The sequence below is a fragment of the Hyunsoonleella aestuarii genome, from assembly GCF_006148925.1.
Lineage (GTDB): Bacteria > Bacteroidota > Bacteroidia > Flavobacteriales > Flavobacteriaceae > Algibacter_D > Algibacter_D aestuarii.
Genome location: NZ_VAWB01000002.1, coordinates 373,798 through 400,145, shown reverse-complemented (window position 1 = coordinate 400,145; position 26,348 = coordinate 373,798). Strand labels below are relative to the sequence as shown.

21 protein-coding genes are annotated in these 26,348 nt (G+C 33.3%); 11 read left to right on the top strand and 10 right to left on the bottom strand.

Annotated features, from left to right (window positions below; all coding sequences use genetic code 11):
- Nucleotides 1-85 precede the first annotated feature (85 nt).
- Nucleotides 86-1,312 carry an aminotransferase class I/II-fold pyridoxal phosphate-dependent enzyme gene (locus tag FEF17_RS11500; RefSeq protein WP_139002541.1) on the top strand — a complete coding sequence of 409 codons (1,227 nt, stop codon included), beginning with the start codon at nt 86-88 and terminating at the stop codon, nt 1,310-1,312.
- Nucleotides 1,313-1,317: 5 nt separating this feature from the next.
- Here FEF17_RS11500 and FEF17_RS11495 read toward each other — a convergent pair whose 3' ends face one another.
- The gene (locus FEF17_RS11495; RefSeq protein ID WP_139002540.1) at nt 1,318-2,340 is read right to left on the bottom strand and encodes a metal-dependent hydrolase; all 1,023 of its coding nucleotides are present in this window, start codon (nt 2,338-2,340) and stop codon (nt 1,318-1,320) included.
- A 90-nt stretch (nt 2,341-2,430) separates the two neighbouring features.
- Between FEF17_RS11495 and nhaC the strand changes: the two genes are divergently transcribed.
- Together nhaC and FEF17_RS11485 are read left to right on the top strand one after the other, a co-directional pair.
- A complete protein-coding gene (gene nhaC, locus FEF17_RS11490) occupies nt 2,431-3,903 on the top strand; it encodes a Na+/H+ antiporter NhaC (RefSeq protein ID WP_139002539.1) in 1,473 nt (490 codons plus the stop codon).
- Nucleotides 3,904-4,008: 105 nt separating this feature from the next.
- Nucleotides 4,009-4,647, top strand: coding sequence for a peroxiredoxin (locus FEF17_RS11485; RefSeq protein WP_139002538.1), 639 nt, complete (start codon nt 4,009-4,011; stop codon nt 4,645-4,647).
- Nucleotides 4,648-4,699: 52 nt separating this feature from the next.
- On the opposite strand, the gene FEF17_RS11480 is transcribed toward FEF17_RS11485, so the two are convergent.
- Entirely contained in the window at nt 4,700-5,320 is a 621-nt protein-coding gene (locus tag FEF17_RS11480; RefSeq protein WP_139002537.1) for an L-threonylcarbamoyladenylate synthase, read from the bottom strand.
- Nucleotides 5,320-7,653, bottom strand: coding sequence for an ATP-dependent helicase (locus FEF17_RS11475; protein WP_139002536.1), 2,334 nt, complete (start codon nt 7,651-7,653; stop codon nt 5,320-5,322). Before FEF17_RS11475 ends, FEF17_RS11480 begins: the two co-directional genes overlap by 1 nt.
- Before the next feature lie 139 nt (nt 7,654-7,792).
- Between FEF17_RS11475 and FEF17_RS11470 the strand changes: the two genes are divergently transcribed.
- Genes FEF17_RS11470 through FEF17_RS11460 form a run of 3 tightly spaced genes read left to right on the top strand, consistent with a single transcriptional unit; the run spans nt 7,793 to nt 11,165 of the window.
- Nucleotides 7,793-9,064 carry an amidohydrolase gene (locus tag FEF17_RS11470; protein ID WP_139002535.1) on the top strand — a complete coding sequence of 424 codons (1,272 nt, stop codon included), beginning with the start codon at nt 7,793-7,795 and terminating at the stop codon, nt 9,062-9,064.
- Nucleotides 9,065-9,069: 5 nt separating this feature from the next.
- Nucleotides 9,070-10,638, top strand: coding sequence for an FMN-binding glutamate synthase family protein (locus FEF17_RS11465; protein WP_139002534.1), 1,569 nt, complete (start codon nt 9,070-9,072; stop codon nt 10,636-10,638).
- A gap of 5 nt (nt 10,639-10,643) precedes the next feature.
- Nucleotides 10,644-11,165 carry a DUF7935 family protein gene (locus FEF17_RS11460; protein ID WP_139002533.1) on the top strand — a complete coding sequence of 174 codons (522 nt, stop codon included), beginning with the start codon at nt 10,644-10,646 and terminating at the stop codon, nt 11,163-11,165.
- Here the strand turns inward: FEF17_RS11460 and FEF17_RS11455 are convergent.
- Together FEF17_RS11455 and FEF17_RS11450 are read right to left on the bottom strand one after the other, a co-directional pair.
- Nucleotides 11,162-12,073 carry a patatin-like phospholipase family protein gene (locus tag FEF17_RS11455; RefSeq protein ID WP_139002532.1) on the bottom strand — a complete coding sequence of 304 codons (912 nt, stop codon included), beginning with the start codon at nt 12,071-12,073 and terminating at the stop codon, nt 11,162-11,164. The genes FEF17_RS11460 and FEF17_RS11455 overlap by 4 nt on opposite strands.
- Nucleotides 12,070-14,028 (bottom strand): M1 family metallopeptidase, encoded by a 1,959-nt coding sequence (locus FEF17_RS11450; protein ID WP_139002531.1) that lies wholly within the window; start codon nt 14,026-14,028, stop codon nt 12,070-12,072. The genes FEF17_RS11455 and FEF17_RS11450 overlap by 4 nt, the downstream gene beginning before the upstream one ends.
- Nucleotides 14,029-14,098: 70 nt before the next feature.
- Here FEF17_RS11450 and recG point away from each other — a divergent pair, with 70 nt between their 5' ends.
- The gene (recG, locus tag FEF17_RS11445; RefSeq protein ID WP_139002530.1) at nt 14,099-16,201 is read left to right on the top strand and encodes an ATP-dependent DNA helicase RecG; all 2,103 of its coding nucleotides are present in this window, start codon (nt 14,099-14,101) and stop codon (nt 16,199-16,201) included.
- 81 nt (nt 16,202-16,282) lie between these two features.
- Here the strand turns inward: recG and FEF17_RS11440 are convergent, their stop codons facing one another.
- From FEF17_RS11440 to FEF17_RS11430, 3 genes are all read right to left on the bottom strand, one after another.
- A complete protein-coding gene (locus FEF17_RS11440; protein ID WP_139002529.1) occupies nt 16,283-17,386 on the bottom strand; it encodes a DUF2911 domain-containing protein in 1,104 nt (367 codons plus the stop codon).
- A 216-nt stretch (nt 17,387-17,602) separates the two neighbouring features.
- Entirely contained in the window at nt 17,603-18,202 is a 600-nt protein-coding gene (locus FEF17_RS11435) for a hypothetical protein (RefSeq protein WP_139002528.1), read from the bottom strand.
- A 9-nt stretch (nt 18,203-18,211) separates the two neighbouring features.
- Nucleotides 18,212-18,415 (bottom strand): hypothetical protein, encoded by a 204-nt coding sequence (locus FEF17_RS11430; protein ID WP_139002527.1) that lies wholly within the window; start codon nt 18,413-18,415, stop codon nt 18,212-18,214.
- A gap of 104 nt (nt 18,416-18,519) precedes the next feature.
- Here FEF17_RS11430 and pheT point away from each other — a divergent pair, with 104 nt between their 5' ends.
- Nucleotides 18,520-20,946 (top strand): phenylalanine--tRNA ligase subunit beta, encoded by a 2,427-nt coding sequence (gene pheT, locus FEF17_RS11425; RefSeq protein WP_139002526.1) that lies wholly within the window; start codon nt 18,520-18,522, stop codon nt 20,944-20,946.
- A gap of 4 nt (nt 20,947-20,950) precedes the next feature.
- The gene (locus FEF17_RS11420) at nt 20,951-21,805 is read left to right on the top strand and encodes a phosphatase PAP2 family protein (protein WP_139002525.1); all 855 of its coding nucleotides are present in this window, start codon (nt 20,951-20,953) and stop codon (nt 21,803-21,805) included.
- Between the two features lie 3 nt (nt 21,806-21,808).
- Here FEF17_RS11420 and FEF17_RS11415 read toward each other — a convergent pair whose 3' ends face one another.
- A complete protein-coding gene (locus tag FEF17_RS11415) occupies nt 21,809-22,627 on the bottom strand; it encodes a cyclase family protein (protein WP_139002524.1) in 819 nt (272 codons plus the stop codon).
- 144 nt (nt 22,628-22,771) lie between these two features.
- On the opposite strand from FEF17_RS11415, the gene FEF17_RS11410 reads away from it, so the two are divergent.
- Complete coding sequence (locus FEF17_RS11410) at nt 22,772-23,005, top strand: putative signal transducing protein (RefSeq protein ID WP_139002523.1); 234 nt, start codon at nt 22,772-22,774, stop codon at nt 23,003-23,005.
- Between the two features lie 35 nt (nt 23,006-23,040).
- Here the strand turns inward: FEF17_RS11410 and FEF17_RS11405 are convergent, their stop codons facing one another.
- On the bottom strand, nt 23,041-24,666 hold the full coding sequence (locus FEF17_RS11405; protein WP_139002522.1) for an ABC-F family ATP-binding cassette domain-containing protein: 1,626 nt from the start codon (nt 24,664-24,666) through the stop codon (nt 23,041-23,043).
- Between the two features lie 200 nt (nt 24,667-24,866).
- Here FEF17_RS11405 and FEF17_RS11400 point away from each other — a divergent pair, with 200 nt between their 5' ends.
- A complete protein-coding gene (locus FEF17_RS11400) occupies nt 24,867-26,288 on the top strand; it encodes a TlpA family protein disulfide reductase (protein ID WP_139002521.1) in 1,422 nt (473 codons plus the stop codon).
- The last annotated feature ends 60 nt before the right edge of the window (nt 26,289-26,348 follow it).

Here is a 26,348-nt window from a genome sequence, read left to right as displayed (position 1 = left end):
AATATAGTTTTATTTTCTATATAAAATACTAAATATTGATATTTAGTCTAAAAATACTCAATTTTGTATTATAAAAACAATTAATATGGCATTTAAACCAGCAAATAGTATACAGGATTTACAATATTTTGGTGAATTTGGAGGCGTAAACCCCTCTATTTCAGACTCATCAACCTATACTTTCCTTTCAGCCAAAACCATGTTTGATACATTCGAAGGCAATGCGGATGGTTGCTACCTATATTCACGACATTCTTCTCCATCTAATTTATATTTAGGTGAAGCCTTGGCTGCTATGGAAGGAACAGAAACAGCAAATGTTTCGGCTTCTGGAATGGGTGCTATTACGCCAGCAATACTTCAACTTTGTAAGGCCGAAAGCCATATTGTTACTAGCAGAACAATTTACGGGGGAACTTATGCATTTTTTAAAAATTTCACTCCAAAATTTAATATTAAAACCTCATTTGTAGACATTACGGATTTAAACGCAGTAGAAAAGGCAATAACCGAAAACACTAAGATAATTTATTGTGAATCGGTAAGTAATCCACTTTTGGAAGTTGCAGATATAAATGGTCTTTCGAAGATTGCTAAAAGACATAATTTAAAATTAGTTGTTGATAATACGTTTTCCCCATTGTCAATTTCACCAGCGATTTTGGGCGCCGATGTGGTGATTCACAGCCTAACTAAATTTATAAACGGTACAAGTGATACTGTTGGAGGAGTAGTTTGTGGCACACAAGATTTTATTAATGAATTGAGAAATGTTAACAATGGAGCTTCTATGCTATTAGGCGCAACAATGGATAGCCTTAGAGCGGCATCTGTTTTAAAAAACTTGAGAACTTTGCATATTAGAATGCAACAGCATAGTAAAAACGCACTATTCCTTGCGGGTAAATTTGAAAGAGATGGCTTAAAAACCGTATATCCTGGTTTAAAATCACATCCATCTCATGACTTATTTAAAAGTATAATGAACGAGCAATATGGTTTTGGTGGCATGCTCACAATTGATGTTGGTTCATTAAAAAAAGCGAATGAGCTTATGGAAATGATGCAAAATAAAAACTTAGGTTATTTAGCGGTAAGCTTAGGTTTTTATAAAACACTTTTTAGTGCTCCTGGGACTTCAACATCTTCTGAAATACCAATTGAAGAACAAAAAGCGATGGGCTTGACTGATGGTCTTATCCGGTTTTCAATAGGCTTAGATGCAGATATAGATAGAACTTACTACATGATGCGAGAATGCATGGTGGAATTAAATATTTTAGATCCTTTAGGTCGCAAAATACCTGTTTAGAAAGTCTACTTGCCTTTTATCCTTTTCCATAAGGCTGATAAAGCATCAGATACATTGTCTTCATTTCGCTCAAATGGTTTCATATTTAATATGCCATTTTCATCAAATAACCGAAACCTAAATACTGATGAATTAGAATTTTCATCACTTGTAAGCGGATATCGTAAATCATTGTATTGATATTCATTTTCAGCTATTTTATAAATACTAAAATAGTAATTACTAAACCAAGCTAAATCATTAACCCGCCTGTAATCATTAACGTTTAGAGCTCTTTCTTTTGGCAATTCTTTAAAATCAGAAAACTTATTTTCATTATCCAATAATGAATAATAACCGACGTAATAAGTAGAATCGGTTTCAGCGACACCATACCATAGAATATTGTTAAAAATGGTAGGTTGCGTAAAATAGCGCTTATAGATTACATTATTAAAGTTTAGAGATTTTCTATATATTGAATCCATATATAATTTATTAGCAAACGTGAACAATAAATATATCGAACTAACACCTATTCCTAGTCTCAACCAAAGTAACCGTCTACTGGATGTTCGCTTGAAAAACATCAGAATAATCATGCATAACAAAAATGGAATGGTATAAATAGGATCCACAACAGCAATATTATTTAAAGCTACCCTATAGCTACTTATAGGTGAAAACAACTGAGTCCCATAAGGCGTAAAGCAATCAAGAATTGGATGTGTAAAGAGTGACCAAAAAAACAAACTTATCCAATCTTTTTGAATAGTTGTTCCTCTTCGTTTACCTGAATTATATAATTTAAATGCGAACCAACCAAAAAGAAACGCTGCTAAAACAGAAAACAAAATGGAATGCATAAAACCTCTATGGAATAACATAGCATCAATTTGATTACCATATAGCAAACTCCCAACATAAACATCTAAATCAGGAATAGTTCCTCCTATTGCTCCAAAAAGCAACGCTTTATTTCCAATTTTTTTTCCTAACACGGCTTCTCCGCAAGCGGCGCCAAGTACAATTTGGGTTAACGAATCCATAGTATATTCTTGAAAAGTAAAAATACAGAACTATTATCTATTTGCATACATGAGGCTAAAATTGTAACATTACGAATCAAAACCACTCAGATGAAAGACAACAAAAATATATCTAAAACAAAAATTGAGGATCAAAATATTATAGAGAATACCGAATTAAACATTTTGGAAGCCCTTGTTCCTGTAGCTATATTAATGGGATTATTAGCCTATAACATATTTTTTGCTGATGGAGAGATGCTTGGGGAATATTCAAATCAACTTATTCTTTTAACTGGTGGTTTAGTAGCAGCCGTGGTTGGATTATTCAATAAAGTTAATCTCTCACTTATGGCTTCTGAGGTATGGGAAAACTTAAGAAGTATTTTTGTTCCTATAATAATTCTTCTTCTTGTTGGTGCTTTAGCTGGAACTTGGCTAGTAAGTGGTGTTATTCCAGCAATGGTTTATTATGGCTTACAAGTTTTAAATCCAAATATTTTTCTGCCGGCATGTGTAATAATTTGTGCTATTATTTCGATAGCTACTGGTAGTTCTTGGACGACATCTGCAACTGTTGGTATTGCACTAATCGGAATAGGTGGTGCATTAGATATAAGCCCTGGAATGATTGCTGGTGCTGTTATTTCTGGAGCTTATTTTGGTGATAAGATGTCGCCGCTTAGTGACACAACCAATCTTGCCCCAGCTATCGCTGGTACAGATCTATTTACTCATATTAGATATATGACGTTTACAACTGTGCCAACAATTTTAATCACATTAATTGTATTCTCAATAATAAGTATTACTATAGATACTTCAGGGAATGCAGATATAAGTAGTTTATTGGGATCAATCGAAAATACGTTTAATATTACACCATGGTTATTTTTAGTTCCGGCAGTTGTAATTATTCTAATATTAAAAAAAACAAAGCCTTTAATAGCACTCGGTACCGGGGTAATTATTGGAGGAGTTTTTGCTCTTGTTTTTCAACCTGATGTTTTAAATGCCTTAAGTAATTCTAAAATAGGCTCTGTTTTTAATTCTATTTTCGTAGACACACAAATAGCCACAGATAACGAAAAACTGAATGAACTCTTTGCTGCAAAAGGAATGAAGGGCATGTTATGGACCATTTATCTGGTTATTAGCGCAATGGTATTTGGTGGCATCATGGATGCTATTGGAGCGTTAGCAAGAATAACTCGTGTTCTATTATCTATTGCATCTTCTGTTTTCGGACTGTTTGCTAGTACAGTAATAAGTTGTTTAGGTTTAAATACCATTGCATCAGATCAATATTTAGCGATTGTAATTCCTGGCAAAATGTTCAAAAAAGCTTTCGATGATAAAGGTTTAGCTCCAGAAAATTTAAGTAGAACTTTAGAAGATTCCGGGACTGTAACATCTGTTTTAATTCCATGGAATACTTGTGGCGCTTACCAATCTAGTGTTTTAGGTGTTGGAGTTGGAGAATATTTCTTCTACGCCATCTTCAATTGGCTAAGCCCTTTCACTACACTTCTATTTGCTGCTCTAAGATTAAAAATTAGAATGATTAAAGCCAAATTAGACTAATTTATAGTTGTATAAGTTTTTAAAATAATAATGTTTTGCTAGTCTATTGGAGCAAAATATCTTTGCATCCGATAAATTAAATTTCAAACAAAATATTTTAAAAAAATGGCTGTATTAGTAGGAAAAAAAGCACCTCAGTTTAATGCACAAGCGGTTATAAACGGAAGCGAATTTGTAGACAATTTTTCGTTAGATCAATTTCTTGGTGAAAAACATGTGATATTATTCTTTTACCCAAAAGATTTTACCTTTGTTTGCCCAACAGAACTTCATGCATTTCAAGAAAAATTAGAAGAATTCGAATCTAGAAAAACAGCTATAGTTGGTGTTTCAACAGATACAGAACAATCACACTGGGGTTGGTTACAATTAGATAAAAGTAATGGTGGTATAAAAGGAGTAACTTACCCTCTAGTTGCTGATACAAACAAAACTATATCAAAAAATTACGACGTTCTTGCTGGTGATTATTTTTATGATGATAATGACATGCTTCAAGCTTCTGGGGAGTTAGTTGCCTATCGTGGTTTGTTTTTAATTGACAAAGAAGGTATTGTACGCCATCAAATAGTAAATGATTTACCTCTTGGTAGAAATGTAGACGAAGCATTGCGTATGGTTGATGCCTTGCAATTCAATGAAGAAAACGGTGAAGTCTGTCCTGCAAACTGGAATAAAGGTAAAACTGGCATGCAAGCAACGCATCAAGGTGTTGCCGAATTTCTAGAAAAACACGTTAATTAAAAAAACGAAAAATAAAATTTAAAAAGCTCAACTTTAAGTTGGGCTTTCTGTTTTAAAATATTTCTGAACTTCCTTTCCCTTCTCTCACTATAATTGGCTGGTCTTCAGATAAATCAATTACTGTTGATGGTTCATTATCACCATAGCCTCCATCGATTACTAAATCTACCAAATCGAACCACTTTTCTAAAATAAGCTCAGGGTCAGTGGTGTATTCAAGAACTTCATCTTCATCATGGATAGAAGTAGAAATAATTGGATTCCCTAGCTGATTAACAATTTCTAAAGCTATATTATTATCAGGAACACGAATACCTACTGTTTTTCTTTTTTTAAACGGATTTGGTAACGATTTGGATCCCGGAAGAATAAATGTATATGGCCCCGGAAGTGCCCGTTTTAAAATCTTAAAAGTAGAAGTATCTATTTGTTTAACGTAATCGCTAAGGTTACTTAAATCCTTGCATATAAATGAAAAATTCGCCTTTTCAAGTTTTACGCCTTTAATTCTAGCAACGCGTTCCAGCGCTTTTAAATTAGATATATCGCACCCTAAACCATAAACGGTGTCGGTAGGATAAATTATTAAACCACCCCGTTTAAGCACTTTAATCACTTTATCAATCTCTCGTGGGTTAGGATTTTCTTCATATATCTTTATAAACTCTGCCATTACCCTATCACTTCCAATTTAGCAAATCGTAACAATAACTTTTTCACACCACCATGCTGGAAATTTATCTCTGCCTTTAAATCTGCTCCTGCTCCTTCTATTTGCATGACCTCACCTGTTCCAAAACGGATATGCTTTACGATGTTTCCAACAGCTAGTTTACTATCGAATAAGTTCGTGTTACCATTAGATTTTGCTACTGGTTTTAAATTTTTAGGTGTTGAAACTTGAAATTTTGCTGTTTCTTTTTTAACTGAACCTTTCTTTTTAAGAGTTGGTTGTTTTGCCGGCTTGAATCTAATTTTATTAGGCTCGACATCACCAAATATATCTGCACTCAACATCGGATTAAAACGACGTTCTTCTATAGTGGTCACTATATCTAAATACTTATCATCAATTTCTTCAATAAAGCGGCTAGGTTCAGAATCTATAAGCTTTCCCCAACGGTAACGCGATAAAGCATAAGTTAAGTACGCTTGCTTTTCTGCTCTAGTCAAGGCGACATAAAAGAGCCTACGCTCCTCCTCTAATTCACTACGTGTATTCATGCTCATAGCACTTGGGAATAAATCTTCCTCTAAACCTACAATATAAACATAAGGAAATTCTAATCCCTTTGCTAAGTGAATGGTCATTAAAGCAACATGGTCGGCATCACCTTTATCTGCATCTAAATCGGTCGCCAATGCCACATCTTCAAGAAACTCAGCTAATGAACCTGTTGTATCAGCCAGTTCTCTTTGACCTTCAACAAAATCCTTCATACCATTTAAGAGTTCTTCAATATTTTCCATTCTGGTAACACCCTCTGGAGTACCATCCTTATTAAACTCTTTTATTAAACCACTAGTTCTTGTAACATGCTCTGCTAACTCAAAAACATCGGCAGACTGATTCATGACCTGATAACTTTCAATAAGCGTTACAAAGTCTTGAAGTTTTGTTCTTGTACCTGAATTGATTCTAACTTCCACTTTGTCAATGGATTTCATTACTTCGAAAATGGTTTTATTATAACCATTTGCAGCCACAATAAGTTTATCAACTGTAGTTTGACCAATACCTCTTGGAGGGAAATTAATAATTCGTTTTAAAGCTTCCTCATCGGCAGGATTTATTATAAGTCGTAAGTATGACAGTACGTCTTTTATCTCCTTTCTTTGATAAAACGAAAGGCCTCCGTAAATTCTATATTTAATATCTCGCTTTCTTAGAGCATCTTCAATCGCTCTAGACTGTGCATTAGTTCTATATAAAACAGCAAAATCACTATTCTTCAATTGGTGATTCATTTTGTTTTCAAAAATGGTGCTAGCCACATAACGGCCTTCATCACCATCTGTTAAAGACCGATTTACTTTTATTTTTGCACCTTCATCATTTGCCGTCCAAACAACCTTATCGAGCTTCGTTTGGTTTTTATCAATTATAGAATTGGCTGCATTAACAATGTTTTTAGTCGATCTATAATTCTGTTCTAGTCTAAACACTTTTACATCATCATAATCCTTCTGAAAATTCAAAATATTATTAATATTAGCTCCTCTAAATGCGTAAATACTTTGCGCATCATCTCCTACGACACATATATTTTGAAACTTATCTGATAAGGCTCTAACTATTAAATACTGTGAATGATTAGTATCTTGATACTCATCTACCAAAATATACTTAAACCGATTTTGATATTTTGCTAAAACTTCTGGAAACCGTGTTAAAAGCTCATTTGTTTTTAATAGTAAGTCATCAAAATCCATGGCGCCAGCTTTAAAGCAGCGATCAACATATTCTTTATATACATCCCCCATTCTAGGTCTGCGTGCCATGGCATCAGCTTCGATAAGTTCTGGATTGTTGAAATATGCCTTAACAGTTATTAAGCTATTTTTATAGGAAGATATTCTAGAGCGCACCTGCTTATACTTATAAACGTCTTTATCAAGATTCATTTCTTTGATAATCGATGCAATTAATCTATCCGAATCCTGAGTATCATAAATGGTAAAATTACTTGGGTAGCCCAAACGATCTGCCTCAATACGCAAAATTTTAGCAAACACAGAGTGAAAGGTTCCCATCCATAAGTTTTTAGCTTCACTTGCACCAACTATGTGGGCAATTCGCTCTTTCATTTCTCGAGCAGCCTTATTGGTAAAGGTTAAAGACAAAATATTAAAAGGGTCAATACCCTTACTCATCATATAAGCAATGCGATACGTTAAGACTCGAGTTTTTCCAGAACCAGCTCCTGCAATAACTATCATAGGCCCTTCCATTTGAAGTGTTGGAGCCAACTGAGCTTCATTTAACTGTTCTAAATATGCTTCCAAAATACTAGTAGTTTATATCGTGAAAATAACCAATGTTAAGCTTTTAACATGCCGTAATTATTAATAATTATAAACAATTCTTCCTTTATCAAATTTTAATATCTTTAACTTTCTATAAATCACTAATTGTATTCCCAATATGAAGTTTTATATCATATTCCTAAGCATTTTATTTACTGTAAACATTCAAGCTCAGTCAAGTCTAGAAAAACAATTTGCAGACATTGAATCTAAAGTTATTGAATGGCGTCGTGATTTTCACAAATACCCAGAATTATCAAATCGAGAATTTAAAACTGCTGAAAAAATTGCTAAACATCTAAAATCTTTAGGACTTGAAGTGCAAACAGGTGTTGCTCATACTGGTGTGGTTGCTGTATTAAAAGGGAGTCAACCTGGGAGAGTAATAGCTTTAAGAGCCGACATAGATGGGTTACCAGTTACCGAGCGTAATGACCTGTCGTTCAAATCTGAAGTAAAAACTACTTTTTTAAATACAGAAACTGGCGTTATGCATGCCTGTGGTCATGATACGCATACTGCTATTTTAATGGGCGTAGCAGAAATTCTAACTAAGAATAAAGACAAATTAAACGGTACTGTAAAATTCATATTTCAGCCAGCAGAAGAAGGGCCTCTTCCTGGAGAAGAAGGCGGTGCTAAATTAATGATAAAAGAAGGGGTTTTAGAGAACCCAAAAGTTGATGCTATATTCGGATTACACATTCGGTCAAATTATGAGGTTGGAACTATTTATTACAAGAAAGGTGGCGTAATGGCATCTGTAGAACGTTTTGTAATAAATGTAAAGGGGAAGCAAACTCACGGTGGTAGACCTTGGCAAGGCGTAGACCCAATACTGATTTCTGCAAAAATCATTGATGGGCTTCAAACTATTATTAGTAGGGAATCCAAATTAGTAGATGAAGCAGCAGTTATAACTGTGGGTAAAATTACTGCTGGTACACGTTTTAATATTATCCCTGAAAGCGCTGAGCTCATTGGTACTGTTAGAACCTTAGACCCCGGCATGAAAGCACTTATTGAAAAAAGAATGACCGAAATGGTAACTACATTGGCTAAAGCTTATGGCGGTGAAGCAACCATTAGCTTTCAAAATAATACAGCGATAACTTATAATGATTTCAATTTGGTTGATAAAATGCTACCGTCTCTTCAAAAGGTTGTTGGAAATGAAAATGTCCGTTTGCGTAAAGCCACCACAGGAGGTGAAGACTTTTCATATTATCAAGAACTTGTGCCTGGGTTTTTCTTTTTCTTAGGAGGTATGACGCCTGGTAATACTGAAGCTTTTCCTCATCATACTCCAGATTTCTTCATTGATGAAAGCGGTTTAATTACAGGCGTGAAAGCATTAACACAAATAACTTTCGATTTTTTAAATAACTAGATTTAATGAGTGATTTATTAGATTTCATGTCAAATATTCCTTGGTGGGGATGGGTATTGATTTTCTTATTATTGGTTGCTATACGCGATATATTTTTCCAAAAAGCGCATACAATTAGTCACAACTACCCTATTGTGGGGCATTTACGTTATTGGCTTGAAAGTATTGGACCAGAAATGCGCCAATATTTTGTAGCGAACAATAGAGAGGAATTGCCTTTCAACCGCATTGAACGCAGTTGGATATACGCTTCTGCCAAAAAGGAAAACAATTATGAAGGTTTTGGAACCGATAGAGATATTTATGAACATCAGCATATTTTTATAAATAATGCCATGATGCCATTTAAAATAAATGAAAATCACCCTAATACAATTGACAAGTCATTTCTTCCATGCGCTAAAGTTATGGGTGCTTACAATAAAAGAAAAAGGCCGTATCGACCAAAGTCTGTTATAAATGTTTCCGCAATGAGCTTTGGCTCACTTTCAGCTAAAGCAGTAGAATCTTTAAACAAAGGCATTAAAATGGCGGATGCTTACCATAATACGGGTGAAGGCGGTTTATCTCCTTATCATAGCCATGGAGGTGATGTAGTTTTTCATTTTGGAACAGGATATTTTGGTGTTCGATCCAAAGATGGTAGTTTTTCCATGGAAAAAATGATAAAGCTTGTTGAAGAAAACCCATTCATACGTGCTATTGAAATTAAATTATCGCAAGGGGCTAAACCTGGTAAAGGAGGTGTTTTGCCTGGAGCAAAAATCACCAAGGAAATTGCACAGATTCGAGGTGTTGAAGTTGGTAAAGATGTATTATCACCTCCTAACCATAAAGCATTCTCAAATGTACCAGAACTACTAGTTTTTATTGAAGACATTGCCGAAGCTACCGGATTACCTGTAGGTATAAAAGCAGCTATTGGTAAATTAGGGGAATGGGAAGAATTAGCTAATCTTATGTTGAAAACAGGAAAAGGCCCTGATTTTATAACTATAGATGGTGGTGAAGGTGGTACAGGAGCTGCACCTCCTAGCTTTGCAGATCATGTGTCGTTGCCTTGGGTATACGGTTTTAGCGATTTGTATAGACTATTTAAAAATAAAGATTTAACTGAAAGATTAGTCTTTATTGGAAGTGGGAAATTAGGTTTTCCGGCTAAAGCAGCCATGGCATTCGCTATGGGTGTCGATTGTATTAATGTTGCTAGAGAAGCGATGCTTAGTATTGGGTGTATCCAGGCGCAAATTTGTCATACAAATCGGTGTCCAAGTGGGGTAGCTACTCAAAGTAAATGGTTACAAAATGGTATTGATCGTACTCTTAAATCGGTGCGACTTGCTCAATACTTTCAAACCTTTAAAAAAGAACTTATTGAAATTACTCATGCTGCAGGTTATGAGCATCCGTGTCAATTTAAAATGACAGATATAGAAATGAATGTAGACGATCATAATCTTTCAAAAGAATTAAGCAGGGCTTATATGTATAACAAAACCCCGGTGCCATTTACCAATATGCAAAGCTTAAAAGATTGTGTATATTTGGGTGGTAGTAATCCAAATCAAATCTAATTGCTATGGACGCAGAACGCATTGTTGACCTATTCATGTTTGCTATTCCTTCGTTAATAACTGGAATTTTAGCCTATTACTTTTTCAAGGAACATACAAAAAATGAAGATGGTAGGAGACGCTATTTATTAAAAAAAGACATGGAGGTAACAGCACTTCCTATTCGGTTACAAGCATACGAACGTATGGCTCTATATTTAGAGCGTATATCCCCAAGCAAACTTCTTGTTAGAGTAAAGCCAACATCCTCAAATAAAGAAGATTATGAATCTTTACTTATATCAAGTATTGAACAAGAGTTAGAGCATAATTTATCACAGCAAATCTACATTAGTGATAAATGTTGGAACATTATTTCTGCTGCAAAAAACGCCACTATTCAATTGATTAGAAAAGCTAGTTTATTGAAAAAAACAGATACAGCAGAGAAGTTGCGAGAAGTCATTTTAACCGAAATGATGGAGCGAAGAGCTCCAAGTGATGCAGCCCTTTCTTTTATTAAAGATGAAGTAAGTGAGCTTTATTAATCAATTCGAAGTTCGTTAGAACGCGCTTCATTTAATTTCTCTTTAGCATAATCAAAACCTTGTTGCCACCAGGAAGTCATTAAAGCCTTGTTGAATATTAAGGAGTTCTCTGTTAGTTTAGATGGTGTATAATAAAGGTTAAGCTTTACGTTGTTGTTTTTGGCTGCAAGTTTTCCAATTGTGATATCATTTCTTTCTAATTGATCTGATAAATGCCCAAATAAATTAATCATAAGAGAAAAGGGGTTTTTACCAAGTACTTTATTATACTCCAAAGACTCTTTCTCTAGTACAATAGCATCAACCTCTGTCGCGCCACGAAGTATGGCTTCTCTTATAGGAACTACGCAGCCTAAACCACCATCAGCATACTCAAAACCATCTTTTTTTGCTAATGACATAAAAGGAATATAATTACAAGAAATCCATATCCAATCGCAGAATTCTTCATAATTAAAATCTTTAATGGACTTATATTCTACCCTGTTTTTTGACAAATTGGAAACTGTAACTACAACGTCATCTTTAGTCGATTTCACTAAATTATATTCGGCTTCAGTAAAATTCCTTTTTATATGGCGACGCAATGCTTTACTTTCACCAAAAGTTCGTTTCATTTTAATGAACTGCCAAACCGTATTGATAAAATCAATTGAAACGAACTCACGTTTTCCTTTTTTTCTAATCGTAAAAGGGTTTACACTAAAAATATCACGTTGTCTAACATTTGTATAAATATCATAAAGCTTGTCAATCTTGCCAGAAGCTAAGTGCGGCACCAACAAACTCCCTGTGGATGTACCCAAGAACATATCATAGTCATTACCAGCTTCTTGAATCAAGTACTGTGCGACGCCTCCAGCGTAAGCGCCCTTACTACCACCTCCTGAAATAACTAGTGCTTTCATTCAATTTTTTTTAATAATTCTTTTGCAAACTTAGAAAATCGCCAATTATGATGCTTTGTTGCTTCTTTTAAATTTTCTTGACATTCAATACCACAAGAACTTACCCAAGCTAAATAACGAAAGGCATTTTGTCGGACTTCAAAACTATATTTAGAACTTGTAAAATCTGTTAATTCAGAAAAATATTCATTATCATTTTCTGGTTCGAAATCATCCGTCAATAAGGCTAAAGTTAACCATAACGTTTTTATATTCTTATCACTAAAACCTACTAATCCTTTTGTTTTATTTAAATACTTTCCTTGTTCATCTGGAAAACTATTCCATAATCCAAATAAGGCGGCCTCTAAGGTAATGTATGATTTATCGTCTAAAAGTGTTTCATAGTTTTCTTTTAGTTCCAAAGGAACCTTTGATAACGATTTGGAAATGGTTTGTCTTACCTTTAATGGGTTTCTAAAAGTTTCTACTGTGATTAATCCGTCATTTTGACGAATAATTTTTGATTTAGCCTCAGCCGAAATTGGTGAGGATAAATATTTTTTACATTTAGAGGTTTGCACTTCACAATCTACCATTAGAAATTCCTGAATGAAAGTTGATTTTTTTAGACTTTGCATAGCCTCATCATATGGAAATTCCTTTTTAATTAACCATCTTTCAACCAGTTCATTTAGATCTTTCCCAATCACCTTTTCTACCTCACCAATAAAATCATTTGTTTCTATATTTTTAAACTGTTGTTTTATTAAATAATTTGTTACGGCTGTTCTAAAGGCTTTATCCTTAATACTTTCTCGTAGTATGTGTAAAACCCAAGCCCCTTTTTTATAAAATGTAATGCTACTAGACTTTGGGTCCAGCAACGAAGTACTTTGTCCTGCTCTATCTTGATCTAAAAGTTCTTGGGCATATTCATACAACTTCCAGTAATAATAATTTTCACCAAAAATGTCTTTTTCGGCTAAAAGTGCATAATACGTAGCAAAACCTTCGTGTAACCAATGATGCATCCCTGAAGTTTCAGTCACTAAGTTACCAAACCATTGATGTGCTAATTCATGTGCATTCACATTCACGTAGTTCTTGTCCACAAATCCAATAGAATCAACCACAAAACTATCTGAAAAAATTGTAAGACTTGTATTTTCCATACCAGCATACAAAAAATCCTTCACTGGTACTTGTTTGTAATTTTGCCATGGATAGGGCACTCCAATTTCATTCTCCAAAAAATCGAACATAGCTTTTGTGTATCGATATGTCGGTTCAAACTTCAAAGAATCCTCTGGATAATAATACATTTCTAATGGAATTCCTCTTTTGGAATACGCAACTTTTTTATTATACTTCCCTATTGCTAAGGCTACCAAGTAACTGGACATAGGTTTTTGCATATCGTAATGCCATGTTATTGTGGAATCGTTAAATTGTTTAAATGTTAGGTTGCCGTTTGCAATAACTTCATAATCTTTATCGAAAGTAACAGATAAATCAAATTCTATCTTATCATTCATGTCATCTATACTTGGTAACCAATTGCTAGTGTATTTACCTTGACCTTGTGTCCAAATTTGTCCCGAGTTTATAACATCATCTTCCCAATCGATAAAATAAATTGACTTCGTTGGATTCGCATTATATCGAAATGAAATTTCATTGTTGTGCGATGGCTTAAAAGACTTTATAAGCCATAATTTTTTCCCATCATTAGACCAATTTATAGAATCATTATTGAATCGAACATTCTCCAATTGCATATTTTGAGCATCTATGAAAATTGAATCTGTTGTCTTTAAAATATCGAAACTCAAGGTTATTTCACCAGTAACCTGGTTACTTTTAGGCTTAATTTCAATAATCGCATTTACTGATTTAAAATCAACATAATCAGTCTGTTGTGCTAAACAAAGTGCTGCATGAATAAAAAAAGATAACTTGAGTAATACCTTCATACCTCGAATATAGCAAACTTTAGTCCAAAATGCTATCTGCTATTAATAACAAAAGAATTATTTTAGTTGCATGAATACCAACCTACAAACTCCAATTGATTATCTAAAAGGTGTCGGCCCTAATCGTGCTGACTTACTGCGCAAGGAGTTGGGTATTCACACTTATCAGGATTTGCTTAATCTTTTTCCAAATCGCTATTTAGACCGCACCAAATATTACAAAATAAACCAATTAAAACGCAGTAGTGCCGAGGTTCAAATAATTGGAGAAATAATTAATTTAAAGGAGATCTCTCAAAAACGCGGCAAACGACTAGTTGCTTCATTTCAAGACGAAACGGGAATTATGGAATTGGTTTGGTTTCGAGGTCAGAAATGGATACGCGAAGGGATAAAACTAAATACGCCTTATGTTGTTTTCGGAAAGACTAATTGGTTTAATGGTAAATTTAATATGCCGCATCCCGAAATGGAATTGCTTTCTGAACATAAAAAAAGTGTTCGATCTGCAATGCAACCCATTTACCCTTCAACAGAAAAACTTAATAACAAAGGCATTACGAATAGAGTTATTAATAGAATAATGCAGCAACTGTTTCTTGAAACCAAAGGACGGTTTGTTGAAACATTACCAAATAATATTCTTAGCGATTTAAAGTTAATAAGTAAAAGTGAAGCTATATTTAATATTCATTTTCCTAAAAGCCAAGGATTACTTGCTAAAGCTCAATATCGTTTAAAATTTGAAGAGTTTTTTTTTATCCAACTACAGTTAATTCTTAAAAACCTTATTAATAAAACTAAAATTAAAGGATTTCCTTTTGAATATGTTGGAGATTATTTCAACACTTTTTTTAATGAGCATTTGCCTTTTGAATTAACAAATGCTCAAAAACGTGTTTTAAAAGAAATTAGAGCGGATTTAGGTAGTAAAGCACAAATGAATCGTCTTTTGCAGGGTGATGTAGGCTCAGGTAAGACTATAGTAGCGTTCATGTCAATTTTAATTGCTATAGATAATGACTTTCAAGCTTGCCTCATGGCTCCAACAGAAATTTTAGCAACCCAACACTATAATGGTTTATTGGAATGGTGTGAACAAGTTAATATCTCAATAAAACTATTAACTGGTTCTACAAAAACATCCAAAAGAAAAGAAATTCATGAAACACTCGAGAATGGTGAATTGAAAATTCTTATTGGCACACATGCCTTACTTGAAGACAAAGTGAAATTCAAAAGTTTAGGTCTCGCCATTATTGATGAACAACATAGATTTGGCGTTGCACAGCGCAGCAAATTATGGAAGAAAAATCTCTCTCCTCCACACATTTTAGTTATGTCTGCAACCCCAATTCCGAGAACCTTAGCAATGTCAGTTTATGGTGATTTAGATATTTCTATAATTGATGAATTACCGCCAGGGAGAAAACAAATTAAAACAGTGCATCGCTATGATAAAAACAGACTGAATGTTTTTAAATTTATAAGAGATGAAATTGCAAAAGGACGCCAAATATATATTGTATATCCATTAATAAAAGAAAGTGAAGCATTAGATTTTAAAGATTTAATGGATGGATATGAAAGCATATCAAGGGACTTTCCTTTACCTAATTATCAAATTTCGATAGTACATGGTAAAATGAAACCTGCCGATAAAGAATTCGAAATGCAACGCTTTATAAAAGGTGAAACTCAAATTATGGTAGCCACTACTGTTATTGAGGTTGGTGTAAATGTGCCAAACGCCTCAGTTATGATAATTGAAAGCGCAGAGCGTTTTGGTTTATCACAACTACATCAACTACGAGGGCGTGTGGGTCGCGGAGCTGAACAAAGTTATTGCATCTTAATGACTAGTCATAAATTAACAAACGACAGTAGGACAAGACTTGAAACGATGGTTCGTACTAATGATGGTTTTGAAATAGCCGAAGTAGACCTAAAACTTAGGGGTCCTGGAGATATTATGGGGACCCAACAAAGCGGCGTTCTTAATTTAAAAATTGCAGATATATTAAAAGACAAGGATATTTTAATGAATGCTAGGTATTACGCTAAAAAGGTTTTAAATGAAGACCCCACATTAATTAAAGATAAAAATAAACCCATTTTAAGCACATATCAATCCATGGGTAAGTACCGAAACATTTGGAACTATATTAGCTAAAAAAAGCCCAATCAAATAATTAATTGAGCTTTTAAAACTGTTGTAGTTTGATTGATGAATAGTTTGATTGATGAATTTTATTTAGTTTATGTCTTCGCCTTTTTCCAGTTTCTCAATATTAGCTTGTACTCTATCCTTACTTGCATCATTAGGTGCATTGTTTAAGGCTAACTTTAAATGTAAAAGCGCCTTTTTATAATTGCCTTGGGCTGAATATCCTCTTGCTAAACCATAATGAACTGGCCATATATCTTTATTTTTTTTAGCATTCATTTCAAAAACCTCTAATGCTTTATCCTTTTTTCCTTGACCGATTAATGTTCTTCCATATTGATGAACTTGAAAAATAGTTGCTAAACCTAAAGCCTCATCCATCGCTTTAGAAGCTTCATCTTCTTTCCCAAGTTTTGATAAAATTTGAGATCTAATTTGAAGGTTGTTAAAGGTTTTTTGACTAAAAAACTGCCCAGAAATAGCACCGTTTATCCAGCCTAAGGCTTCTTCTAAATCACCTCCATTATTTAAGGCGTAATTAGCGGCTTGCTCCCAGTTTTGACGTTGAAAACCATTTTGCCCTGTAAAATCCTGTCTAATGTTAGCCAAAACTATTTTAGGAACATCCACTTCAATTTTAAAAGGAAACTGTTTCTTTTCCCATTTTAAAGAAGCTATGGCTGAGTTAGCATCAACATAATCAAAACTATATGTTAGCAATTCGGTATGAGGAATTTCTTGAGTAGCAATGTCTACACGCAAAGCATCATTACTTGGTTCGTAAAAATAACTTCCCCAAGCTTTGTAATTTTTAGAAAAAATGAGCGTAGCTGTATCGTTTTCATTTACAATAATATGAAAACCATATTTGCCAGCTTTTAAAGCTTTGCCTTCAATGGTTACATCATCCGTGAATTTTATAATGGTATTCTCATCTGCACCAGCGCGCCAAGGTGATTCTGTGGCGGTTCCAAATCCGAGATTATTCATTCCATAAGGTACTAATTGACCCCAAACTTCTCGGTCATTAACACTTGGTCTTGAATATTTAATCATCACATCAGTAATACCAATTCGTTGAGATATCGTAGCTTGTTGACTCCCTCTAGGCGTATTTAATTGAGGAAAAGCGTTTGAAGTTGCTAAAAGCAAAAAGCACATGAATAATTTTGGTAGGTAGTTGATTTTCATTTTTGATTGTTTAAAGTTCTTAAACTAAAGTAGACACAATTACAAAACACGGATGTTAGAGTTCTGTTAAAGAATATAGTAAAACTGTTAATTAACGATTCTTTAAGAAAAACAATAGCATCAAAATTCAGCGTTAAACCATCATATCCCTAGGCATTTTACAAAAAAAAGTGCTACACAATTGTAGCACTTTTAAATTATTTCTAATAAAAATTCTTATTCTTCCTTGTCCACTTTCATTAACTTTTCTTTCTCTTCTTTTATACGCTCCTTACCTTTCATAATAGTCTCATCTAAACTTTTTAATTTTTCTTCAGCCTTGTTAATCTTTTTTTCTTTCTCATTAGCTTCTTCTTCAGATAATTCTCCCTTTTCTTTAGCTTTTTCAACTTTTTCCTTAGCCTCTTTTATAAGCTCTCTACCTTTACGGACCGTACTTTCACGTTTATCTAAAGCCTGAGACTCATGTTCCAGCTTTTCCTTAGCCTGATTAGCTCTAAACTGTCCAAATTCTTTACCCTTCAAATCACCTTTAAACTTACCATACGAATTTCCTTTGTTCTCTTTTAACTTTTCTTCTGCTTTCTCCTTTCGGTCTTTTAATTCCTCATTTAGATCATCTTCAACACCCTCAAGGTTTTCTTTTTCAGCTTTTTTCAATTGTTTTTTTTCATCTTTTGCTGCTTGCTTTACTTGTTTTTTTTCTTTTTTAATTTTCTCTTTTACTTTATCCGATTGTCCTTGAGCAAAAACTGACTGATTACCGGCAATCATAATTAATGTGGTAAAAACTAATATGAATTTTATTTTCATCATGTTTCGATTTTAAATACTATCTAATGCTTCTAGCGCTTCTTCCAATTCTGATACTTTGTTATCGATATCTTCTGATATCCCTTCAATTTGAGTCTCAATAGCTTCAATCTGTTCAATCACCGCTTTTGCTTCTTCCTCTTCTTTTTTTAAGTCTCTGCACGAAAAAAACACGAACACACAAACAACAAATGCTAATTTTAAAAAAGGTTTCATTTATGAAGTTTTATTATTTGAAAATTGAAAATACAAATTATATAGCAATGTTTGAATGCTAGCTTCAATATTTTATCTTTGCTTGCTTAAATAGAAAATGTTTTATGAAGATTTCATATAACTGGTTAAAACAGTTTATAAAGATTGACTGGAGTCCGGAACAAATTGCAGAATTACTTACAGATTTAGGGCTTGAGGTTGAAGGTATAGAAAGCTATCAATCTGTAAAAGGAGGTCTGGACGGTGTTGTTGTTGGAAAAGTATTAACCTGTATTAAACACCCAAATGCCGACAAACTTAAATTAACAAGAGTTGATATTGGTACTGAAGAACCGTTGCAAATTGTTTGTGGCGCGCCTAATGTAGTTAAAGGACAGAAAGTTCCAGTAGCAACTATTGGAACAACACTTTATACTGATGAGGGTGAATCATGGACCATAAAGAAAGGTAAGATTCGTGGTGAAGCGAGTCATGGAATGATTTGTGCGGAGGATGAATTGGGATTAGGGAAATCACATGATGGCATCATGGTTTTAGACGAAAAACTTAAAGTTGGAACACCAGCATCAGATGTATTTCAAATTGAAAATGATGCCGTTTTTGAAATTGGTTTAACCCCTAATAGAGCTGATGCTATGAGTCATTATGGTGTTGCACGCGATTTAAAATCAGGCTTGGTTCAAAAAGAACTAAACTTAGAACTAATTACACCATCACCAAGCGCTTTTCATATTCATAATCGCACTCTAAAGATTGATATTGATGTAAAGAATAAAGAGTTAGCACCTCGTTACTGCGGTGTAACTATTTCTGGAATTAAGGTTGAAGATTCTCCAAGCTGGCTTCAGCATAGATTAAAAGCTATTGGGTTAAATCCAATAAACAATATTGTAGATGCTACTAATTATGTGTTGCATGAGCTAGGCCAACCGCTTCACGCCTTTGATGCCGTTAAAATTTCGGGTAATAAAATTGAGGTTAAAACATTGAAATCTGGCACTAAATTTACTACGCTTGATGGTGTTGAACGTGAGCTCCATGAAGAAGATTTAATGATTTGTGATGCAAAAAAACCGATGTGTATCGCTGGTGTTTTTGGAGGAATTGAATCAGGTGTTACAGAAAACACAACAAGTATTTTTCTCGAAAGCGCCTATTTTGATCCTGTTAGCATTCGTAAAACAGCAAAGCGTCATGGGTTAAACACAGATGCGTCTTTTAGATTTGAACGTGGTATAGATCCCAATATTACTGAATATGCTTTAAAGCGAGCTGCCTTACTAATTCAAGAGTTAGCTGGGGGAGAAATAACGAGTGATTTAATGGATATTTACCCAACGAAGATTAAAGATTTTGAAGTGCGTTTAAGTTTTGATAGCGCGAAAAATTTAATTGGTGAAGAGATTCCGAAGGAGATTATAAAGCGTATTCTTACATCCTTAGACATAAAAGTAAATAACGTAACTGAAGCTGGACTTGGTTTAACAGTTCCTTCATATCGTAACGATGTACAACGCGAGGCCGATGTTATTGAAGAAATACTGCGTGTTTATGGCTATAACAATATCAATACTTCAAGAAAACTAAACGCTTCAATTTCTAATACGTCTAAGTTTGAAGATTATAAAATTCAGAATATAGTAAGTAATCAGTTAGCATATCAAGGATTTTTTGAGATTCTATCAAATTCACTTACTACTCCTAATTATATTGCACTTAGTGAGCAACTCAAGGAAGAACATAATATAACCATGCTCAATCCTTTAAGTAATGATTTATCGGTTTTAAGACAATCTTTACTTTTTTCTGGTTTAGAAGCTGTTTCCCATAATATAAACAGAAAACGAAACGATTTAAAATTGTTTGAATTTGGAAAAAGCTATCATAATTTTAATGAGAAAAGAGAAGAATTTAAACATTTAACAATTTTAGTAACTGGTAATCGAGATTACGAGCAATGGCATACCAAGAATGAAAAAAGTGATTTTTTCTATTTAAAAGGTATTCTAACCTCTGTTTTGGAACGTTTAGGCATCAGTAGATTTAATGAAATCCCAGTAACTAATGATGTTTTTAGTGAAGGATTAGCTTTTAAGCTAGGAAAAACGAATTTGTTAGAATTTGGATTAGTATCTAAATCTGTTCGAAAATATTTTGGTATAGCTCAAGATGTTCTTTATGCCGATTTTAACTGGGATAATATTTTAGAAATTGTGAAGCGGCATAAAATCGTTTTTAAAGCTATTCCAAAATATCCTGAAGTTCGTCGTGACTTTGCCTTATTGCTAGACGACAATGTTAATTTCGAATCTATTTATAAAATTGCAAAGCAAAGCGAAAAACAGCTACTAAAATCAATTAATCTATTTGATGTTTATAAAGGCAAGAACCTACCAAAAGGTAAAAAGAGTTATGCCGTTAGTTTTACTTTACAAGATGAGAACAAAACTCTTACCGATAAGCAAATAGATAAGATAATGAATAAACTTCAGAATAATTTTGAAAAACAGCTTAACGCTGAATTAAGATAGTTTTATGAAGTTAAAACAATATTTATTTCTTGTAATTACAGTATTACTTTTAAGTTATGCAAATTGCCAACAATTATCAAATAACGCTAATATTGATACTACAAATACATGGCAGGACTTTAAATATGATGTCAATACTACATGGAAAAGTGTTAAACATTCGTTTACAAGACCACTAGACTGGAAAGGTAGAGATTTTGCTAAATTAGGAGGGCTCGTAGTTGGTACGATTGCGTTGTCTGCAGCAGATGAAGGTTTCGATGATTTTATAGTTAGACAAAAGGACGACTTTCCAGGCGTTGTTAGAGATTTTGGCTGGTATTTTGGTAGTCCTCAAAATTATTTTATGGCCAATGCTGGTTTGTATGGTTTTGGATTGTTTACTAAAAACAAAAAAATAAGACGAACAAGTATTCTAATCATTTCATCGTCTGTTACTACAGGTTTTATTCAGAGTTTTACCAAAACTGCTATGGGTAGAGCACGACCTGGAGAAAATTTAGGCGCTCATGAGTTTAATTTTTTCTCGTCTCAAGGTGCTTTTCATTCCTTTCCTTCTGGTCATACTGTTTTATCTGTAACCATGACTCATGCCATAGCAAAGCAATTCGAAAATGTGTGGGTTAAAGCTGGTATTTATACCATCGGAGCTATCCCGCCTATATCAAGACTTGTAGACGGCGCTCATTGGCTAACAGATGTTGCCTTTAGTGCAGCCTTGAGTATTATAGTTGTGGATAGCATCGATAAGTTTCTATTTAAGCAAGAAGCTTACGGTATTCAAAATCCAAAGTCTAATAAAATAACATGGAACCTTTCTTTTAGTGGAAATAGAATAGGTGTCAAAGGTTCTTTTTAGAGCCTAGTTTAATAAAGCAACTATTCTTAAAGGGCCTCCACTTCCTCCCTTTATTTTCATAGGTAATGCAACAATGGTAAAACCTTTACTTGGAAGTTTCTCTAAATTGGTTAAATTTTCAAATGCGGGTATATTTTCACTTAATAAAATGACATGAGTCTTGAAATCAGATGATTGTCCAAAATCAATACTAGGTGTATCAAGACCAATCGCATGGATATTTCTGTTTTCAACCAACCAAGTAGCCGCTTCCGGTGATAATCCTGGAAAATGTAAATCTTTAACGGCTTCTGGGCCTCGCATTTCTGTTCCTAAATATTTTAATTTATTCGGATAATATTTTGAAAAACCAGTCTCCAATAAAATAATGCTGCCATTAGGTATTTCTATATTTTCATCTTTTTCCCATTGTAAAAAATCGTCAATGCGAATTAAATAATCAGGATTATTAAATGCCTTGCTTGACACATTGATTTTTATAGCTTGACCAATGAGATGCTCAAGGGGTATTTTATCAACTGTTTGTCCATCTTTTGCAAAATGAATAGGCGCATCTATATGTGTTCCACCATGTTCTGCGGTTGTAAAATTATTAGCCGCATAGAAAAAACCTTGATCTGTCTCACCGTGCGCAACCGTATCTAAGTGAAATTCTTTAGCCGTTACCCAATAAACAGTTTCATCTGAAAAGTCATGAGTTAAGTCAATAATTTTAGTATAGTTAAAAATGTTGCTTTTAGAAATAATAGATTCTTCTTGGATAGCTCCTTTTTCCTTGCAAGCTACATTAAGCAAAAAGAAGATAACTAAAATGTTTTTCATGGTAAATGGCTATTATTTACTTAATTGATTTATCATTTCTAAATTTAATGATTTTAATTTTCTTCATTATAACAGAGTTTATAAAAATTTTTAAATCATTTCAAAATGTTGTATCTTTAAGAAGAACCTTTAAACGTTATGGCTATGACAGATTCTAATTATATTAAAATTTTTACTGGTAATTTAGTTAACGCGCAACACATTAAGCAAAATTTAGAAGATATTGGTATTAATGCAGTGATTAAAGAACAAAATGAATCAAATTTAAATCCTATTTTTGGAGGTCACTTGCTACAAGAAATTCATGTTCACAAGGACGAGCTTGATGAAGCAGTTAAAATTGTGGAAAGCGTTAGATCCAATCAAGAAGCATTATAAAAAAAGCCCGATAAATCATTATCGGGCTTTTTTATCTAAACACTTACAGCGTACATTTTATTTCTTAATTCTTTGATTTTCTTGTCTTGCATATATTCATCAAAGGTTGTATAACGATCTATAATCCCATTTGGTGTTAATTCAACAACTCTGTTAGCAACAGTTTGAGCAAACTCATGATCATGGGTTGTAAACAAAATTGTTCCTTTGAAGTTTTTAAGTGAATTATTAAAGGCTGTAATACTTTCTAAATCTAAATGGTTAGTTGGTTCATCAAGCTGCAGTACATTAGCCCTCATCATCATCATACGAGAAAGCATACACCTAACTTTTTCACCACCTGACAATACAGATGACTTTTTAAATGCCTCTTCTCCACTAAATATCATTTTACCTAAAAACCCGCGAATATTAACTTCTTCACGCTCTTCTTCAGTAGTAGCCCATTGACGAAGCCAATCTATTAAGGTAAGTTCGTTATCGAAAAACTCACTATTATCCAATGGTAAATAAGATTGAGTTGTAGTAACACCCCAAGCAAATTTACCCTCATCTGCTTTTTCTTTATTATTAAGTATTTGATAAAAGGCTGTAGTTGCACGCGAATCTCTTGAAAACACAACTACTTTATCCCCTTTAGCAAGGTTTAAATCGATTTTTTTAAACAGTATTTCATCTTCTATAGATGCAGCTAGTCCTTCAATATTTAATATTTGATCCCCAGCTTCTCTATCACGCTCAAAAATAATAGCAGGATAGCGTCGGCTTGTAGGTCTAATATCTGAGATATTCAATTTGTCTATCATTTTCTTTCTGCTTGTCGCCTGCTTGCTCTTAGCAACATTAGCTGAAAATCTTCTAATAAACTCCTCCAGTTCCTTTTTCTTTTCTTCAGCTTTCTTATTTTGCTGTGCTCTTTGTTTAGCAGCCAATTGAGAAGATTCATACCAAAACGTGTAATTACCTGAATAGTGATTTATTTTACCAAAATCAATATCAGAAATATGAGTACAAACAGCATCCAAGAAATGACGGTCGTGAGAAACTACAATAACACAATTATCATAATTAGCTAAAAAGTTTTCTAACCATGAAATCGTTTCATAATCCAAATCATTGGTGGGCTCATCCATTATTAAAACATCAGGATTACCAAATAAAGCTTGTGCTAATAAGACACGCACTTTTTGCTTACCATCTAAATCGGACATGAGCGTATAATGAAACTCCTCCTTAATACCTAAATTTGATAACATTGCGGCTGCATCACTATCAGCATTCCAACCATTCATTTCTTCAAATTCTACTTGAAGCTCTCCAATTTTCTCGGCATTTTCATCGGAATAATCTGCATACAAAGCATCAATTTGAGTTTTAATTTTAAACAAAGGTTTATTACCCATTAAAACGGCTTCTAACACAGTATGTTCGTCATATAAATTATGATTTTGTTCCAAAACAGACATACGCTTACCTGTCTCTAGAGAGACATGTCCAGATGTAGGGTCTTGCTTTCCAGATAGAATCTTTAAAAAGGTAGATTTCCCAGAACCATTTGCACCAATTATACCATAGCAATTGCCATTATTGAAAGTGGTATTAACTTCATCAAATAGTACTCTTTTACCGAATTGAACTGAAAGATTAGAAACTGATAACATAACGTTTATTAAAATTTTTGCAAAAGTAGAAAAATCAAATTGTTAGGCGAAATGTATCTCATATATTTTTAAACACCAGAAATCTGTTGAAATTCAGTTATACTAATATTTAACAGCCTATTAACAGCACCTTTTAATAACAAGACATATTTTTGCTTAGAAAATGAGGACATCCTGTCCAATTGCATAGAAAAGGATTTATGAAATTATATTTTGCATTATTATTAAGTATTCTTGCTTTTGTAGGTTGCAAAAAGGAAAGTAATTCTATTGATAAGAATTATGCTTTTTTAGGAGGTCAAATAATTAACCCTAAAAATAACTTTGTTGTTGTTGCCAAACCTGAAACTATTCAGGATACCATTATTCTTGATGGAAACAACAGATTCTTGTATAAGATAGAGAACTTAACTGAAGGATTGTATACTTTTCGCCATGGAGACGAATTCCAAATGGTGCTGCTTGAATCTCAAGATAGTTTATTGCTTAGATTAAATACTTTAGATTTTGACGAATCTCTTGTTTATTCTGGTAGAGGGGCAAAAAAGAACAATTATTTTATTGATGAATTTTTGCAGAATGAAAAACAAGAAAAAAGTGTTTTTAAATACTGCCAGTTGGAAGCCAAAGATTTTGAGAAAAAGATTGAATACATAAAATCGAAAAAATTAAAGCATTTAGATCATTTTAAAAGTAAGTATGAAACCTCTACCCTTTTCAACAAATTAGCCAAGGCCAACATAGATTATAATTACTACTTTAACAAAGAAATATATCCTTTTGTTCATTATGGTAAAAACAAAGCCGAAATACTTGCCTCCTTGCCCTCTGGTTTTTATGAATATAGAAAAAACGTAAACTACAATGATGATTTCTTGAAAGACTATTTTAGTTATCAATCTTTTTTAAAGTCGAATTTTAATAACCTTGCGCTTAAAGAGCATTTAGAACATTCTAAGAAAGATTATTTTGATAGTAAATCGGTTTGTTTTACTCTTGACAAGCTTAAACTTATAGATAGTTTGGTTGACAAATCATCAATTAAAAATGATCTTCTTTATCACTATACAATCAATTTTTTAACTAAAAATAAAAGTGAATCCTGTAGCGAAGCTGTTCTAAAATCCTTTCTAGCAAAGAGCGATAATAAGGAGCAAAACGATTTAATTAAACATTATTCTTTAGCCATTTACAAATTAAAAAAAGGAAAAATTCTTCCTGAAGTTGCTATAATAGATTGTAAAAATAATGAGTATGATTTAAATGCGGTAATAAATACACCTACAGTATTTTGTTTCTGGTCACACTCAATTTACAGTCATTTTAAAGACACTCATAAGAAGCTCGAAGAATTAAAGTTAAAATACCCAGAAGTATCTTTTGTAACAGTGAATATTGACAACTATGATTTGAAAATGATGACGAAAACATTAAAACGAAACAAGTTGTCTTGCAAAGACAAATATCAACTTAAAAACCCAGAAGAGTCCAAGGAAGTACTAGCCTTGTATCCCATTACAAAGGCGATTATTGTTGATAAAAATAAAAAGATAATTGATAGTAATACTAATATTTTTTACTCAAATTTTGAGGAGCAACTACTAGGATTATTAAATAAATAATAAACTCATTCCCTATAAAAAAAGCCTTTGCAAATTAATGCAAAGGCTTTTTTATTTTTA

Excerpts from the sequence above, each read along its gene's own strand:
- FEF17_RS11500 (WP_139002541.1), top strand. The coding sequence starts at position 86 with ATGGCATTTAAACCAGCAAATAGTATACAGGATTTACAATATTTTGGT.
- FEF17_RS11495 (WP_139002540.1), bottom strand. The coding sequence starts at position 2,340 with ATGGATTCGTTAACCCAAATTGTACTTGGCGCCGCTTGCGGAGAAGCC.
- nhaC (WP_139002539.1), top strand. The coding sequence starts at position 2,431 with ATGAAAGACAACAAAAATATATCTAAAACAAAAATTGAGGATCAAAAT.
- FEF17_RS11485 (WP_139002538.1), top strand. The coding sequence starts at position 4,009 with ATGGCTGTATTAGTAGGAAAAAAAGCACCTCAGTTTAATGCACAAGCG.
- FEF17_RS11480 (WP_139002537.1), bottom strand. The coding sequence starts at position 5,320 with ATGGCAGAGTTTATAAAGATATATGAAGAAAATCCTAACCCACGAGAG.
- FEF17_RS11470 (WP_139002535.1), top strand. The coding sequence starts at position 7,793 with ATGAAGTTTTATATCATATTCCTAAGCATTTTATTTACTGTAAACATT.
- FEF17_RS11465 (WP_139002534.1), top strand. The coding sequence starts at position 9,070 with ATGAGTGATTTATTAGATTTCATGTCAAATATTCCTTGGTGGGGATGG.
- FEF17_RS11460 (WP_139002533.1), top strand. The coding sequence starts at position 10,644 with ATGGACGCAGAACGCATTGTTGACCTATTCATGTTTGCTATTCCTTCG.
- FEF17_RS11455 (WP_139002532.1), bottom strand. The coding sequence starts at position 12,073 with ATGAAAGCACTAGTTATTTCAGGAGGTGGTAGTAAGGGCGCTTACGCT.
- FEF17_RS11450 (WP_139002531.1), bottom strand. The coding sequence starts at position 14,028 with ATGAAGGTATTACTCAAGTTATCTTTTTTTATTCATGCAGCACTTTGT.
- recG (WP_139002530.1), top strand. The coding sequence starts at position 14,099 with ATGAATACCAACCTACAAACTCCAATTGATTATCTAAAAGGTGTCGGC.
- FEF17_RS11440 (WP_139002529.1), bottom strand. The coding sequence starts at position 17,386 with ATGAAAATCAACTACCTACCAAAATTATTCATGTGCTTTTTGCTTTTA.
- FEF17_RS11435 (WP_139002528.1), bottom strand. The coding sequence starts at position 18,202 with ATGATGAAAATAAAATTCATATTAGTTTTTACCACATTAATTATGATT.
- FEF17_RS11430 (WP_139002527.1), bottom strand. The coding sequence starts at position 18,415 with ATGAAACCTTTTTTAAAATTAGCATTTGTTGTTTGTGTGTTCGTGTTT.
- pheT (WP_139002526.1), top strand. The coding sequence starts at position 18,520 with ATGAAGATTTCATATAACTGGTTAAAACAGTTTATAAAGATTGACTGG.
- FEF17_RS11420 (WP_139002525.1), top strand. The coding sequence starts at position 20,951 with ATGAAGTTAAAACAATATTTATTTCTTGTAATTACAGTATTACTTTTA.
- FEF17_RS11415 (WP_139002524.1), bottom strand. The coding sequence starts at position 22,627 with ATGAAAAACATTTTAGTTATCTTCTTTTTGCTTAATGTAGCTTGCAAG.
- FEF17_RS11410 (WP_139002523.1), top strand. The coding sequence starts at position 22,772 with ATGACAGATTCTAATTATATTAAAATTTTTACTGGTAATTTAGTTAAC.
- FEF17_RS11405 (WP_139002522.1), bottom strand. The coding sequence starts at position 24,666 with ATGTTATCAGTTTCTAATCTTTCAGTTCAATTCGGTAAAAGAGTACTA.
- FEF17_RS11400 (WP_139002521.1), top strand. The coding sequence starts at position 24,867 with ATGAAATTATATTTTGCATTATTATTAAGTATTCTTGCTTTTGTAGGT.